Genomic DNA, 15,333 nt, shown 5'->3' with positions numbered 1-15,333 from the left:
CGGCAGGTTGATCAGGAAGATCCAGCGCCAGTCGGCGTACGCGGCGAGGAGTCCGCCGACGGCGGGCCCGGCCACGGCGGAGGCGGCCCAGACGGTGGACAGTCTCGCCTGGATCCTGGGCCGTTCCCTGAGCGGGTACAGGTCGGCGGCGATGGTCTGCACCGTGCCCTGGAGGGCGCCGCCGCCGAGGCCCTGGACGACGCGGAAGGCGATGAGGGCCGCCATGTTCCAGGCGGCGGCGCAGAGCAGGGAGCCGGCCAGGAAGAGGATGATGCCGGCGATCAGGACGGGCTTGCGGCCGAAGGTGTCGGAGAGTTTCCCGTACACCGGCAGGGTGACGGTCACGGCGAGCAGGTATCCGGAGAACAGCCACGAGAAGACGGAGAAGCCGCCCAGGTCGCCGACGATCTGGGGGACGGCGGTGGCGACGATAGTCCCGTCGATGGCGGCGAGGCCCATGCCGAGCATGAGGGCCGCGGCGACCGGGCGGCGGCTGCGGGCGGTGTCCGGTGCCGCCTCGGGGGCCGTCGCCCCGTGCACCCTTTCCGGGCTGTCCTTGCCGCCGGTGCCGTCCGTGCCGCCCACAGGGGTCCCTTCCCTATGCATCTATTTCCTGGGGGTCACTGTCCCACCACCCGCGGCCCCGCGGGAGCCGCAGGCCAAGGTGTGAGACCCCTACTCCGGTCTCGTCCCCGGGGCTTGGACCCTTAGGGGGAGCTACGCAGTTGTGCCCAGGGGCCGTTCCTCCCGGCGGAGGACGTGGCGGGGGCGCCCCGTTCCTTAGCGTGTTCCTACACCGCGGATGCGGCCGGCCACAGGTGACGGGGTGGGGAAAACCCCCCTCGAAGACTGCGCCGGGCACCAGCGCGCTCGACCCCCTTCCCACCCGAGACTCGGAACGTACACAGAGACGTCCGCGCATCCACCGACATAGGAGAAAAACCGTGACAACGGCTGTGACCATTCCCAGGCACGGGGACACTGGAGGGCGTACGGCCGTCGCTGCGCGAGCGCGGCAGGTCGTCAAGGCGTACGGGGCGGGCGAGACCCGGGTCGTGGCTCTCGACCACGTCGACGTGGACATCGTCCGGGGGCAGTTCACGGCGATCATGGGACCGTCCGGGTCCGGCAAGTCGACCCTGATGCACTGCCTGGCAGGACTGGACACGGTGACCTCGGGCCGGATCCACCTCGCCGACACGGAGATCACGGGCCTCAAGGACAGGAAGCTCACCCAACTGCGCCGGGACCGCATCGGTTTCATCTTCCAGGCCTTCAACCTGCTTCCGACGCTCAACGCGCTCGAGAACATCACGCTGCCGATGGACATCGCGGGCCGCAGGCCCGACGCGGGATGGCTGCAGCAGGTCGTGGAGACCGTCGGACTCGCCGAGCGGCTGAAGCACCGGCCCACCCAGCTCTCCGGCGGTCAGCAGCAGCGCGTCGCCGTGGCCCGGGCGCTCGCCGCCCGCCCCGAGATCATCTTCGGTGACGAGCCCACCGGGAACCTGGACTCACGGGCCGGCGCCGAGGTGCTGTCCTTCCTGCGCAAGTCGGTCGACGAGCTCGGCCAGACCATCGTCATGGTCACCCACGACCCGGTGGCCGCGTCCTACGCCGACCGGGTCCTCTACCTCGCGGACGGCTCCATCGTCGACGAGATGCGGAACCCGACGGCCGAGCAGGTCCTGGACCGGATGAAGGACTTCGACGCGCGCGGGCGGACGTCATGACCGTGTGGAAGACCTCGATGCGCAACTTCCTCGCGCACAAGGGCCGGATGGCGCTCTCCGCCGTCGCCGTCATGCTGTCGGTGGCGTTCGTGTGCGGCACGCTCGTCCTCACCGACACGATGAACACCACCTTCGACAAGCTCTTCGCGGCGACCTCCGCGGATGTCACGGTCAGCCCGAAGACGGCCGGGACCGACGACGTCCCGGAGAACGGCAAGCCGGAGGCGCTGCCCGCCTCCGTCGTGGCCGAGGTCGCGGGCGCGGACGGGGTGAAGAAGGCCGAGGGCGCGGTCGTCAGCATGGCCGTCACGCTCGTCGACGGCCACAACAAGAACCTCGGGTCGGACACCGGCGCCCCGACCATCGCGAGCAACTGGACCGAGAACGAGCTGCGGTCCATGGAGATCACCTCCGGCCACGCCCCGCGCGGCCCCACCGAGGCGATGATCGACGCGGACACGGCGGAGAAGCACGGCCTGAAGCTCGGTGACGAGGTGCGCACCATCGCCGTCACCGGTGACACCAGGGCGAGGATCACCGGTATCGCGGCGTTCACCGTGACCAACCCCGGTGCGGCCGTCGTCTACCTCGAAACCGCCACGGCGCAGCAGAAGCTGCTGGGCGCGCCCGGTGTCTTCACGCACATCTCGGTCACCGCCGAAGCGGGTGTCGGTGACACCGAGCTGAAGAAGAACGTCGCCTCGGCTCTGGGCGGTTCGGCCGCGTACAAGCTGCAGACGCAGAAGGAGGCCGCCGCCGCCGGCAAGGACTCGATGGGCTCCTTCCTGGACGTCATGAAGTACGCGATGCTCGGGTTCGCGGGGATCGCCTTCCTCGTCGGTGTCTTCCTGATCGTCAACACGTTCTCGATGCTGGTCGCCCAGCGCACCCGCGAGATCGGCCTGATGCGCGCCATCGGCTCGAGTCGCAAGCAGGTCAACCGGTCGGTGCTCGTCGAGGCGGTCCTCCTGGGCATCGTCGGATCGGTCCTGGGTGTCGGCGCCGGCATCGGTCTCGCCGTCGGGCTGATGAAGCTCATGGGCGCCGTGGGCATGGAGCTGTCCACCGAGGACCTCACCATCGCCTGGACGACCCCGGTGACCGGACTGGTGCTGGGCATCGTCGTCACCGTCCTCGCCGCGTACATCCCGGCCAGGCGGGCGGGCAAGGTCTCCCCGATGGCCGCCCTGAGGGACGCCGGGACCCCCGCGGACGCCAGGTCCGGCTGGATCCGGGCGGCACTCGGGCTGGTTCTCACCGGGGCCGGCGCCGCCGGCCTGTGGGCGACGACCCGGGTGGACGACGCGGGCGAGGGCTCGCTCTACCTCGGTCTGGGCGTGGTCCTCACCCTCGTCGGCTTCGTCGTGATCGGACCGCTGCTCGCCGGTGCGGTCGTGCGGGTGCTCGGCGTCGTCGTCCTGCGGCTGTTCGGCCCGGTCGGGCGGCTGGCCGAGCGCAACGCGCTGCGCAACCCCCGGCGTACGGGAGCGACCGGCGCCGCCCTGATGATCGGTCTGGCGCTGGTGGCGTGCCTCTCGGTCGTCGGCTCGTCCATGGTCGCCTCGGCCACCGACGAGCTGGACAAGTCCGTCGGCACGGACTTCATCATCCAGTCGAACACCGGGCAGCTGGTCGTGCCGCAGGCCGCGGAGGCGATCGAGAAGGTGCCGGGCATCGAGCACGTCACCGACTACAAGGTCCTCGCCGCGAAGCTCACCAACCCCGACGGTTCGACGGTGGACGAGCACGTCACCGCCGCCGACCCGACGTATCCGCAGGACCTGCGGCGCAAGACCGTGGCCGGTGACCTGGCGAAGGCGTACGACGCGGACTCCATGTCGGTCGGTTCCGACTACGCGGCCCTGCACCGTATCGAGGTGGGGGACGAGATCGCGGTCGCCTTCAAGGCGGGCGACACCGCGAAGCTGAAGGTCGCGGCGATCACCTCGGACGACACGACCGTGGACCAGGGCGCGATGTACGTGAACGTCACGACCGCCGAGCGTCACGTCGCCGCCGACAGGATGCCCGAGAACATGATCATGTTCGCCTCGGCGGAGGACGGCAAGGAGAAGGAGGCGTACGCCGCCCTCAAGAGCTCGCTCGCGGAGTACCCGCAGTACAAGGTGCAGAACCAGGCCGACTTCAAGCAGGACCTGAAGGACCAGATCGGTCAGCTTCTGAACATCGTGTACGGCCTGCTCGCCCTGGCGATCATCGTCGCGGTGCTCGGTGTGGTGAACACCCTGGCCCTGTCGGTGGTCGAGCGGACCCGTGAGATCGGCCTGATGCGGGCGATCGGCCTCTCCCGCCGTCAGCTGCGGCGCATGATCCGGCTGGAGTCCGTGGTCATCGCCCTGTTCGGCGCGCTGCTCGGACTCGGCCTGGGCATGGGCTGGGGCGCCTCGGCCCAGAAGTTGCTGGCCCTGGAAGGACTCGGGGTCCTGGAGATCCCGTGGCCGACGATCCTCACCGTGTTCGTGGCCTCGGCCTTCGTCGGACTGTTCGCCGCCCTGGTCCCGGCCTTCCGGGCCGGCCGGATGAACGTCCTGAACGCGATTGCCACGGACGGGTGACGGTGCTGGACGTCGCTTGACGGACCCGGCCGCGGGGCGTTCCTTCGAACGCCCCGCGGCCGGGTCGCGTCCGGCTGCCGTCGTCAGGCGTGCATGACCGGTACGTCGTACTGGGGGATCCACTTGTCGCGGGTGACGATCGTCAGCCCTTCGGTCTGGGCCTGGGCGACGAGGATGCGGTCGAAGGGGTCACGGTGGAGCGGGGGGAGACGGCAGGCCCTGACGCCGTGCTCGGCCGTGATCGGCAAGGGCTTGAACTGCATGTCCCTGGCCCGTTCGGCGAGATCCGCGGTGCCCTCCAGCTTTCCGAGGCCTTGCTTGATCGCGATCTCCCAGGGCGTCGCGGCGCTGACACAAACCTCTGACTCGGTGCGCAGGGGCTCCCGGATCTCCTCCGGAAGCTCCGGGGAGGCGTCCAGCCACCAAAGGACGACGTGGGTGTCCAGCAGGAGCTTCATCCGCGCATCCCGAACGCCTCGGCGATGCCGTCCGGCAGTTCATCGAAGTCGTCCGGAATGTGGATCTGCCCGCGGAGGGCGCCGTAGTCGGTCCGGTTGACCTTGGACCGCAGGGGCACGACCTTTGCGATCGGCTCCCCCGCCCGGCTGATGACGACCTCCTCGCCGGTCTCGACCTGTTGCAGGATCCGGGAGAAGTGGGTCTTGGCCTCGTGCACGTTGTACTGCCGGGCTGCTTCCATGACCGCCTCGCTCGGGCCAGAAGTGGACTGGCTACCGGACTAAGGCTGGCCCCGCTGCCGCCGTCCGGACAACGGCGTTCCCTCGCGCGAGTGACACACCGGCGTCGTACGCTGGACGCCCCGGCCCGTCCCACGTGTCGGGTCCTTCGCGTTGCTCACTCGCCACACCGGACGGAATCCCTTCATGAGCCTGCACGGTCTGCTGGATGTCGTCGTCACCGACCCGGCGCTCTCCGAAGCGGTGAAGGCCGCCTCCGACGGCCACCGGGCCCATGTCGACCTCGTCGGCCCGCCCGCCGCGCGCCCCTTCGCCGTGGCCGCCCTGGCCCGGGAGGCCGGGCGTACCGTGCTCGCCGTCACCGCGACCGGCCGGGAGGCCGAGGACCTCGCGGCCGCGCTGCGCACGCTGCTGCCCCCCGAGACCGTGGCGGAGTTCCCGTCCTGGGAGACCCTGCCCCACGAGCGGCTCTCGCCCCGCTCGGACACCGTGGGCCGCCGCCTCGCCGTGCTGCGCAGGCTCGCGCACCCCCGGCAGGACGACCCGGAGACCGGGCCGGTCAAGGTGGTCGTCGCGCCGGTCCGCTCCGTGCTCCAGCCGCAGGTCAAGGGACTCGGCGACCTGGAGCCCGTCGCGCTGAGCAGCGGGCAGACCGCGGATCTGGGTGAGGTCGTGGACGCCCTCGCGGCGGCGGCGTACGCCAGGGTCGAGCTGGTCGAGAAGCGCGGGGAGTTCGCCGTGCGCGGCGGCATCCTGGACGTTTTCCCGGCGACCGAGGAGCACCCCCTCCGGGTGGAGTTCTGGGGCGACGAGGTCGAGGAGATCCGCTACTTCAAGATCGCCGACCAGCGGTCCCTGGAGGTCGCCGAGCACGGGCTGTGGGCCCCGCCCTGCCGGGAGCTGCTGCTGACCGAGGACGTACGCACCCGGGCCGCGGCCCTCGCCGAGGCGCACCCGGAGCTGGGCGAGCTGCTGGGGAGGATCGCCGAGGGGATCGCCGTCGAGGGCATGGAGTCGCTGGCCCCGGTGCTCGTAGACGAGATGGAGTTGCTGCTCGACGTCCTGCCCGCGGGCTCGATGGCGCTGGTCTGCGACCCGGAGCGGGTGCGGACCAGGGCGGCGGACCTCGTCGCGACGAGCCAGGAGTTCCTCCAGGCGTCCTGGGCGGCCACGGCGGGTGGCGGCGAGGCCCCCATCGACGTCGGCGCGGCCTCCCTCCGGGGTATCGCCGATGTCCGGGACCGGGCCCGTGAGCTGGGCATGATGTGGTGGTCCACCTCCCCGTTCGCCGCCGACGAGGACCTGGACGGGGACACCCTGAAGCTCGGGATGCGCGCCCCGGAGGCGTACCGGGGCGACACCGCCCGCGCGCTCGCCGACACCAAGGGATGGCTCGCCGACGGCTGGCGCACGGTGTACGTCACCGAGGGGCAGGGCCCCGCCTCCCGCACGGTCGAGGTGCTGGGCGGCGAGGGCATCGCGGCCCGCCTCGACCAGCACCTGACCGAGATCACGCCGGCGCTCGTGCACGTCTCGTGCGGAGCCATCGACAACGGCTTCGTCGACCCGGCGCTGAAGCTGGCCGTGCTGACCGAGACGGACCTGACCGGGCAGCGCACCGCCAGCAAGGACCTGGGGCGGATGCCCGCCCGCCGCCGCAAGACCGTCGACCCGCTGACGCTCCAGGCCGGCGACTACATCGTCCACGAGCAGCACGGTGTCGGCCGCTACATCGAGATGGTCCAGCGCACCGTGCAGGGCGCGACCCGCGAGTACCTCCTCGTCGAGTACGCCCCCGCCAAGCGCGGCCAGCCCGGCGACCGGCTGTACATCCCGACCGACCAGCTCGAGCAGGTCACCAAGTACGTCGGCGGTGAGGCGCCCACGCTGCACCGGCTCGGCGGCGCGGACTGGACGAAGACGAAGCAGCGGGCCAAGAAGGCCGTCAAGGAGATCGCCGCCGACCTGATCAAGCTGTACTCGGCGCGGATGGCGGCTCCCGGCCACGCCTTCGCCCCGGACACCCCGTGGCAGCGCGAGCTGGAGGACGCCTTCCCGTACGCGGAGACGCCCGACCAGCTGTCGACGATCGCCGAGGTCAAGGAGGACATGGAGAAGTCCGTCCCGATGGACCGGCTGATCTGCGGCGACGTCGGGTACGGCAAGACGGAGATCGCGGTGCGCGCGGCCTTCAAGGCGGTGCAGGACGGCAAGCAGGTCGCGGTGCTGGTGCCGACGACGCTGCTGGTCCAGCAGCACTTCGGTACGTTCACCGAGCGGTACGCCCAGTTCCCGGTCAACGTGCGGGCGCTCAGCCGCTTCCAGTCGGACACCGAGTCGAAGGCGACGCTGGAGGGGCTGAAGGACGGGTCCGTGGACCTGGTCATCGGCACGCACCGGCTGTTCTCGTCGGAGACGAAGTTCAAGGACCTGGGCCTGGTCATCGTCGACGAGGAGCAGCGCTTCGGCGTCGAGCACAAGGAGCAGTTGAAGAAGCTGCGGGCCAACGTGGACGTCCTCACGATGTCGGCGACTCCCATCCCCCGTACGCTCGAGATGGCCGTCACGGGCATCCGCGAGATGTCGACGATCACGACGCCCCCCGAGGAGCGGCACCCGGTCCTCACCTTCGTCGGGCCGTACGAGGAGAAGCAGATCGGCGCGGCCGTGCGGCGCGAACTCCTGCGGGAGGGGCAGGTGTTCTACATCCACAACCGGGTCGAGTCCATCGACCGGGCCGCGGCCCGGCTGCGTGAGATCGTTCCGGAGGCGCGGATCGCGACGGCGCACGGGCAGATGGGGGAGAGCCAGCTGGAGCAGGTCGTCGTCGACTTCTGGGAGAAGCGGTTCGACGTGCTGGTCTCCACGACGATCGTCGAGTCCGGCATCGACATCTCCAACGCCAACACGCTGATCGTGGAGCGCGGCGACAACTTCGGTCTCTCCCAGCTGCACCAGCTGCGCGGCCGGGTCGGCCGTGGCCGCGACCGGGGTTACTCCTACTTCCTGTACCCGCCGGAGAAGCCGCTGACGGAGACCGCGCACGAGCGTCTGGCGACCATCGCCCAGCACACCGAGATGGGTGCGGGCATGTACGTGGCGATGAAGGACCTGGAGATCCGCGGCGCGGGAAACCTGCTCGGCGGGGAGCAGTCCGGGCACATCGCCGGCGTCGGCTTCGACCTGTACATCCGGATGGTCGGCGAGGCGGTGGCGGACTACCGGGCGGCGGTGGACGGCGGGGTCGAGGAGGAGCCGCCGCTGGAGGTCAAGATCGAGCTGCCGGTCGACGCGCACGTCCCGCACGACTACGCGCCGGGTGAGCGGCTGCGGTTGCAGGCGTACAGGGCGATCGCCTCCGCGAATTCGGAGGACGACATCAGGGCGGTGCGTGAGGAGCTGACCGACCGCTACGGCAAGCTGCCCGAGCCGGTGGAGAACCTCCTGCTGGTGGCGGGCCTGCGGATGCTGGCCCGGGCCTGCGGGGTCGGCGAGATCGTGCTGCAGGGGCCGAACATCCGCTTCGCGCCGGTGGAGCTGCGGGAGTCGCAGGAGCTGCGGCTGAAGCGGCTGCACCCGAAGACGGTCATCAAGCCGGCCGCGCACCAGATCCTGGTGCCTCGGCCGACGGCGGGCCGGATCGGGGGCAAGCCGGTGGTGGGGCGCGAACTCCTGTCGTGGACCGGGGAGTTCCTCACGACGGTTCTGGGGTCGTAGCTCCGGGCCTCAGGCCGTCGCCCCCGGGCCCTGTTCGTCGCGCCCCGCCCTCTGCGCGTCGCCCCCGGTCCCTCGCTTCCTCGGCCCCGGCTCCTCGGTCCTCGTCCCCGGCTCCTGCTCGCGGGCTTCCGGGTCCGGTGGGGAACAGGAGGCCGGCCAGGACCCGGAAGACCTCCTCGGGGTCCCTGTTCCCCACCGGTGCGTCCAGATTGCCGCTGAGCAGCAGGGTGGCGAAGCCGTGGGCGAGGGACCAGGCGGCGATGCCCGCGAGCCGTTCGTCGTCCCCGCGGGCGGCGCCGGGAAGGCCGGAGACGCCGGCGCGCAGCGCTTCGGTGGCGCGGGCCTTGGCGGCGACCAGTCCGGGGTCGTCACAGCGGTGCAGTTCGGGGCGGAACATCACCTGGAAGTGCGCCGGGTGCCCTGCCGCGAACCGCACATAGGCGACGCCGCGCTCCCTCAGGTCCCCGGCGTCGGCCAGGGCGTCGGCGAACAGGCCGTACCCCTCGGCGGCGACGGCGGTGAGCAGGCCGGTGCGGTCCTTGAAGTGGTGGGCGGGGGCGGCGTGCGAGACGCCGGCCCGGCGGGCGAGGTCGCGCAGGGACAGGGCGTCGGGGCCGTCGGCCGCGATGACGTCGAGTGCGGCCGTCAGGACCGCTCGACGCAGGTCGCCGTGGTGGTAGGTGCGCTCGGCCGGCATGGACGCAACCGTACGCCATGTCTAGTCATTGACAAGTTCAGGGGGCGGTCGCATGCTGGGAAGGGATCTAGTCAATGACAAGTTTCTGAGCGGCGGGAGACCGGGGACATGGCCGACGAGCTGGGGCACGTACGTCAGATGTGGCACCTGCTGGAGCCGCTGCACGCCGTCTTCTACTACGCGCCACAGGTGTTCGAGGAGGCGGCCGCCCTCGGCTACGCCACGGACGAGCGCTGGCCCAGCTACTTCGCGTGGCGCGCGGCACCGCTGGGCGCGGTGGACGCGGACCGGGTGACGGCCGTGTTCCACAGCTTCAGCCCGTCGGCGGTCGCCGGAAACATCCCGGCCGCGTGGGATGTGGCGGCGCCTCAGGAGGTGCTCGCGGCGCGGGTGGAGGCGGTCGACCGGACCTACCGGGCGCTGTTCGGTGACCGGGTGGAAAGTGCTGAGCTGGCGGAGGCCGCAGTCCTGGCGCGCCGTGCCGCCGAGGCGGCGGACGTCACGGGCCGGCCGCTCGCCGCGGCGAACGCCGCGCTGCCCTGGCCCGAGGCCCCCCACCTGGTGCTCTGGCAGGCCGCCACGGTGCTGCGGGAGCACCGGGGCGACGGCCACGTCGCGGCACTGGCCGCAGCGGACCTCGACCCGGTGGAGTCGCTGGTGTCCTTCGCGGCGGTCGGCGCGGCACCGCCCGGGGTGTTCGCGAGCAGGGGCTGGAGCGCGGCCGAGTGGGAGGCCGGCCGGGCCCGGCTGGCCGGCAGAGGACTGGTGGCTGCGGACGGCCGTGCCACCCCGGCCGGGCAGGCGCTCCGGGTGCGGGTGGAGCGGCTGACGGACGAAGCCGCGTCCGGGCCCTGGGCGGTGCTCGGGGCCGAGGGGCGGGAGCGGCTGGCCGATTTGCTGGGCCCGCTGTGGGTGGAGGCGATCAGTTCCGGGCTCCTGCCGTCCGAGACGACGCTGGGCATCGGGAAGGTCTGACGCGCTCCGTGCGGGGGAGGTGAGCCCGGGCCCCCGGGGAGCGGCTGCCCCTTGGCCCCCTTGCACCCGGCGCCTACGCTGGAGCGCCGTGACGCCTCTTCCTTCCGTACGCCGCCCGCACCGCCGTTACCGCGCGGCCCCGTTGCTCACGCTGGTCCTCGCCGGCTCGCTCGCCCTGACCGGCTGCGAAGCCCTGGACGACCTGCCCGGTCCCTCCGCCACCCGGACCGCACCGGCCGCCGACGGGACGGCACTTCAGGCGGTCGAGGGGCTCACGGTGAAGGGCCGGGCACCGAAGACGGGTTACGAACGGGAGGAGTTCGGGTCCGCCTGGGCCGACACCGACCGCAACGGCTGCGGGACCAGGGACGACGTCCTGGCGGAGCAGCTGTCCCGTGTCGCGCGGGACGCGGACGGCTGCAAGGTGCTCAGCGGGGTCCTCGACCCCGATCCGTACACCGGCACCCGCATCGCGTTCGAGCGGGGCCGCAGCAAGGTCGACATAGACCATCTCGTGGCCCTGTCCGACGCGTGGCAGAAGGGCGCCCGGCAGTGGAGCGCCGGCAAACGGCGGGCCTTCGCCAACGATGTGCTCAACCTGGTGGCCGCCGACTCGTCCACCAACCGCCGCAAGGGGGACGGGGACACCGCGACCTGGCTGCCGCCCAACAAGGCGTACCGCTGCACGTATGTGGCGGGCCAGGTCTCGGTGAAGAGGAAGTACGGGCTGTGGGTGACGGCGGCCGAGAGGACCGCGATGACCGAGGTGCTGTCCGGCTGCCCGGACCAGAAGCTGCCGGCCGGCGGCGCCCCGACCGAGGCGCCCGTGCGTTGATCACGTCCGCGCGCCGAGGGCGTACCGCCGGTATGAATACTGGGCCCATGTGGAGATGGCGGCTGACCGCCGCGGGACTGAACCTGTTGCTCGGGGTGCCGGGCGTCGTGCCCGTCTGGCTGCTCTGGTACTACGTGTCGAACGGGCCGCTCGCGGACCTCGGACGGACCTCCCGCGAACCGACGGAGAACGACGGCATGCTGCTGTGGCTGGTCGTCGTCGTGCCGGTGCTGGCGGTGTTCGGGATCATCTGGTGGCTCGCCAACGAGCCTGTGCGGCGCAGGGCCGCGCTGGCGCCGCACACGTACTGGACGGCCGGGGTGCTGCTCACCCTCGTGCCGACGGCGGTGCTCGTCGTAGGCTCGCTCGTGTGAGGGCGTGAGCGTACGGCACGTCCCCCGTGCACAGGGCGTGTACGGGGGACGGGCGGGGTGAGGGCGGACGGGGCCGTCAGAGCTTCAGCTCCCACTGGCTCGCGTCCCACTCGAAGCCGGGGCCGACCTCGACGGTCAGGTTCTTGGCGTCCGCCGGGGCGTCGAAGGCGTACTTCGCCGTGATCTTCTTGCCCGGCAGGACGGTGCCCGTGAAGCCCTCGCCGACCGTGCCGTCGAAGATCTGCTCGGCGTTCACACCGTCGGCGCCGGCGCGGGCGCCGACCGTCACGAGCGCCGCGTCGAACTTCTCCTTGCCCTTGTTCTCGATGACGACCGAGACCGTGTAGGCACTGTTGCCCTTGGTGTGGCCGATCGCGAACTCGTCGGCGGTGTACGACGCCGGGGCGCCCACGGTGATCTCCAGGCCGTCGTCGTACGCGGCGGAGTCGCCTTCCTCCAGGGTGTCGCCCTTGCCCTCGGTGCCGCCGGCCGCCCCGCCGTCCGCGGCCGGCTTCGCGGAGGCCGAACTGTCCGCCACCGCCTTGTTGATGTCGGTCACCACGTCGTCCACGGCCTTGAAGGTCAGGACGGCTCCGACGACCGACAGGATGAGCGAGACCAGACCGAGGACCGCGCCGAACGTCGTCACACCCTTGTTCGTCGCCTCTCCGCGCTTGGCGCGGCCCCGTCCGGCCAGGCCCAGGATCAGGGCGATGAGGCCGAGGATTCCGGCGAGCCAGAAGAAGAAGGGGATCAGCCCCGACACGGTCCCGATGATGCCGAGGACGAGGGCGGAGATGCCGAGGCCGTTACGGGCGGGGCGCGTGCCCGGCGTCTGCACGGGTGCGTACGGCTGCTGGGGCTGCTGCGGCTGCGTGTACTGGGACATGGCTGTGCCCTTTCCGATGAGGAACGAGGAGTGTGAGCGGGGAAGTTCGCCGCATCGGTGTGCGACGGGTCAATAAGACCATCTGCTGTGAACCGAGTCAACACGAATATTCGTGTGAACCGATGGCGTGGGGGTATCGGTATGCTCGCCCAACACAGCAGGCGACACGGACGTGCGCGGAACGGGAGACAGGCCAGTGCCGGATAACTCGACAGAGGTGACCGCGGCCGGTATCGCCAGACTCGCGGGGGTGGGCCGCGCGGCCGTCAGCAACTGGCGCCGCCGGCATGCCGACTTCCCGAAGCCCGTCGGGGGCACCGAGGCCAGCCCCTCCTTCGCGCTTCCCGAGGTCGAGAAGTGGCTGCGCGACCAGGGCAAGCTCGCCGAGGTCCCGCTGCGCGAGCGGGTCTGGCAGCAGCTGGCAAGCCATCCCGACGGTGCCGTGACCGCACTGATCCACACGGGCTGCGCCCTGTTGCTCGTCCGGGACAGGCCCACCGCCTGGCTGGAGATCACCGCCGTCTCCGACACCCGGATGGCCGGCGTGCTGCCGGGCGCCGTGGACCACGTGCTCACCGACCGCTTCGGAGCCGGTCACGCGGTCCCCCCACTCACGGCGTCCGCTCTCCTGCCGTCCGTCCCGCTGCTGCGCGCCGCGGCCGAACTGGCGGCGGAGACCGGCGCCCGGCAGGCCTTCGACTTCCTCTTCGGCCGCCAACTGGACACCAACCCGCGCCAGTACACGCTCACGCCCCCCGGCCTCGCCACGCTCATGGCCGACCTCGCGGAGCCCGCGCGGGACGCCGCGCGGCGCAGTGGCAAGCGTGGCTCCCGCACGGTCCTCGACCCCGCCGCCGGGACCGGCGCCCTGCTGTGCGCCGTCGGCCTGCCCACGGCGCTGTACGCGCAGGAGGCCGACCCCGACCTGGCGGCACTCACCGCGATCCGTCTCGCCCTTCGCTCCGAGGGCGGCCGGACCGGCGGCTCCACGCTCGCGGTGCGGACCGGCGACACCCTGCGCGCGGACGCGTTCCCCCAGCTCACCGCGGACGCGGTGCTCTGCCACCCGCCGTTCAACGAGCGCGACTGGGGTCACGACGAACTGGCCTACGACCCGCGCTGGGAGTACGGCTTCCCCGCTCGCACCGAGTCCGAACTCGCCTGGGTCCAGCACTCACTCGCCCGCCTCCGCGAGGGCGGAACCGCCGTGGTGCTGATGCCCCCGGCCGCCGCCTCCCGCCGTTCGGGACGCCGGATCCGCGCGGATCTGCTGCGTCGCGGTGCCCTGCGCGCCGTCATCGCGCTCCCGGCCGGCGCCGCACCCCCGTACGGAATCCCGCTCCACCTCTGGGTCCTCCGCAAGCCGGGCGCCGAGCAGTCCCCGGTGCCCGAGCTGCTCCTCGTCGACACGGCGGAGCCGGAGACCGCCGGCTCCGCGTCCGGCCGTGACCGGCTGGACTGGCCGGCGGTGCGCGCCGCGGTGCTCGACGCCTGGACCCCCTTCGACGTGCCGGGGCGCCGTGAGCCCGTCGAGGAGCACCCCGGGACGAGCCGGGCCGTCCCCGTCATCGAACTCCTCGACGACGACGTGGACCTGGCCCCCGCACGCCATCTGCCACCCCCGGCCGCGGGCGGCGGCGCGGCCGAACTCGTCCGCGTGAGGGAGCGGCTGGACGACACCCTGAAGCTGACCGCCCGGCTCACGCCACCACCCGCCGTCCCCCGTGAACCCGTCAGGCGGCCCTTCACCACGGTCGGTGAACTCGCGCGCGCGGGCGCCCTGCACCTGAGGACCGGCTCCGGGGCCGGCGACGGCACGGTGCCGGTCCTCACCGAACACGACGTGCTCGCGGGAACGGCCCCCACCGGTACGCCCGGCGCGCCGGCCACGTCCCAGGAGGGCGAACCGCTCCTGCTGGAAACGGGCGACGTCGTCGTGCCCGTCATCGGCGGCGGTTCGGTCGCCAGGGTCGTCGACGCCGCCACCGCCGGTGCGGCGCTCGGACGCAACCTCCAGCTGCTGCGCCCCGATCCGGCGGCCCTGGACCCCTGGTTCCTCGCCGGCTTCCTGCGCGGCACCGCCAACAACCGGCAGGCCAGCAGCTACGCCTCCACCGCGACACGGCTCGACGCCCGGCGCCTCCAGGTGCCGCGCATGCCGCTGGCCGAACAGCGGCGATACGGAGAGCAGTTCAGCGCACTCGCCGCGTTCGAGGAGGCGCTGCGCTCCGCGGGGCGGCTCGGAGGGCAGCTGGTGCAGGGAATGTACGACGGGCTCACGGACGGGTCGGTCGCTCCTGAGTGACGTGAAGCACAACGGTTGCGCACAACCTGGGGCCGGTTGTCCGTGTCGGTGTATACGCTCACTGCACACGTCCGATACACGCCCTCCGGGAGCAGCACATGCACGGCTACGGCTATCCGCCGGAGCAGCAGCAGCAGCCGACGCGTCGTCCGTCCTCGTCCACGCTTGTCACGCTGCGCGTGGTCTTCGTGGCCCTCACGCTGCTGAGCTGTGGATTCCTCGCCTGGACGGCCATGCTGCGACTGGCGATCGTCACCCGTAAGCAGCGCGACTGGTGGCTGTTCGGCCTCGTCCTGGCGCTGGACGCGGGACTCGTCGCCTACCTCGGCTCCCTGCCCCCGGAAGAAGAGGTGATGACGGACGGGCAGGCGATCATCATGCTGTCCTGGATGCTGGTCGTCTTCGTCGGCACGGTCACCTACTACCTGTACACGGAGATACGGCACTTCGGCCCCTACGGCGTTCCGCAGGGGAATCCCTACGCCGTGCCGCACACGGGTCCGCACGCCGTGCCGCACACGGGTCCGCACGCCG

The 15,333-nt window shown here is 71.7% G+C and carries 11 protein-coding genes and 2 pseudogenes; 8 read left to right on the top strand and 5 right to left on the bottom strand.

Annotation, left to right across the window (positions count from 1 at the left end; translation table 11 throughout):
• On the bottom strand, window positions 1-606 hold a 606-nt coding region (locus BFF76_RS23830; protein ID WP_141695650.1), incomplete at its 3' end, for an MFS transporter.
• Between the two features lie 338 nt (window positions 607-944).
• Between BFF76_RS23830 and BFF76_RS23825 the strand changes: the two genes are divergently transcribed.
• A complete protein-coding gene (locus BFF76_RS23825; RefSeq protein WP_031098675.1) occupies window positions 945-1,733 on the top strand; it encodes an ABC transporter ATP-binding protein in 789 nt (262 codons plus the stop codon).
• Window positions 1,730-4,309, top strand: coding sequence for an ABC transporter permease (locus BFF76_RS23820; protein ID WP_053929132.1), 2,580 nt, complete (start codon window positions 1,730-1,732; stop codon window positions 4,307-4,309). The genes BFF76_RS23825 and BFF76_RS23820 overlap by 4 nt, the downstream gene beginning before the upstream one ends.
• Before the next feature lie 83 nt (window positions 4,310-4,392).
• Here the strand turns inward: BFF76_RS23820 and BFF76_RS23815 are convergent, their stop codons facing one another.
• Both BFF76_RS23815 and BFF76_RS23810 read right to left on the bottom strand, forming a co-directional pair.
• Window positions 4,393-4,767 carry a type II toxin-antitoxin system VapC family toxin gene (locus BFF76_RS23815; protein WP_065849024.1) on the bottom strand — a complete coding sequence of 125 codons (375 nt, stop codon included), beginning with the start codon at window positions 4,765-4,767 and terminating at the stop codon, window positions 4,393-4,395.
• Window positions 4,764-5,009 (bottom strand): type II toxin-antitoxin system Phd/YefM family antitoxin, encoded by a 246-nt coding sequence (locus BFF76_RS23810; protein ID WP_065849023.1) that lies wholly within the window; start codon window positions 5,007-5,009, stop codon window positions 4,764-4,766. The genes BFF76_RS23815 and BFF76_RS23810 overlap by 4 nt, the downstream gene beginning before the upstream one ends.
• Before the next feature lie 184 nt (window positions 5,010-5,193).
• Here BFF76_RS23810 and mfd point away from each other — a divergent pair, with 184 nt between their 5' ends.
• The gene (gene mfd / locus BFF76_RS23805) at window positions 5,194-8,724 is read left to right on the top strand and encodes a transcription-repair coupling factor (RefSeq protein WP_065849022.1); all 3,531 of its coding nucleotides are present in this window, start codon (window positions 5,194-5,196) and stop codon (window positions 8,722-8,724) included.
• 124 nt (window positions 8,725-8,848) lie between these two features.
• Here mfd and BFF76_RS23800 read toward each other — a convergent pair.
• Window positions 8,849-9,421: pseudogene (locus tag BFF76_RS23800) on the bottom strand (TetR/AcrR family transcriptional regulator); the annotation flags it as partial.
• A 108-nt stretch (window positions 9,422-9,529) separates the two neighbouring features.
• Here BFF76_RS23800 and BFF76_RS23795 point away from each other — a divergent pair.
• The 3 genes from BFF76_RS23795 (at window position 9,530) to BFF76_RS23785 (ending at window position 11,605) form a co-directional block, all read left to right on the top strand.
• Complete coding sequence (locus tag BFF76_RS23795) at window positions 9,530-10,396, top strand: SCO6745 family protein (RefSeq protein WP_053929135.1); 867 nt, start codon at window positions 9,530-9,532, stop codon at window positions 10,394-10,396.
• Window positions 10,397-10,484: 88 nt separating this feature from the next.
• Window positions 10,485-11,231 carry an HNH endonuclease family protein gene (locus BFF76_RS23790; RefSeq protein WP_078958801.1) on the top strand — a complete coding sequence of 249 codons (747 nt, stop codon included), beginning with the start codon at window positions 10,485-10,487 and terminating at the stop codon, window positions 11,229-11,231.
• Between the two features lie 47 nt (window positions 11,232-11,278).
• Window positions 11,279-11,605, top strand: coding sequence for a hypothetical protein (locus BFF76_RS23785; RefSeq protein ID WP_053929136.1), 327 nt, complete (start codon window positions 11,279-11,281; stop codon window positions 11,603-11,605).
• Window positions 11,606-11,681: 76 nt separating this feature from the next.
• Here BFF76_RS23785 and BFF76_RS23780 read toward each other — a convergent pair whose 3' ends face one another.
• Window positions 11,682-12,494, bottom strand: a complete 813-nt coding sequence (locus BFF76_RS23780; protein WP_031098689.1) for a DUF4352 domain-containing protein — start codon at window positions 12,492-12,494, stop codon at window positions 11,682-11,684.
• A gap of 196 nt (window positions 12,495-12,690) precedes the next feature.
• Here BFF76_RS23780 and BFF76_RS23775 point away from each other — a divergent pair, with 196 nt between their 5' ends.
• Window positions 12,691-14,799, top strand: coding sequence for an N-6 DNA methylase (locus BFF76_RS23775; protein ID WP_079122474.1), 2,109 nt, complete (start codon window positions 12,691-12,693; stop codon window positions 14,797-14,799).
• Between the two features lie 98 nt (window positions 14,800-14,897).
• A pseudogene (locus BFF76_RS23770) lies at window positions 14,898-15,333 on the top strand (hypothetical protein); the annotation flags it as partial.

The sequence above is a fragment of the Streptomyces mutomycini genome (assembly GCF_001700505.1).
Lineage (GTDB): Bacteria > Actinomycetota > Actinomycetes > Streptomycetales > Streptomycetaceae > Streptomyces > Streptomyces mutomycini.
The sequence above is the reverse complement of the archived record's forward strand: the minus strand, read 5'-3'. Positions and strand labels throughout refer to the sequence as shown.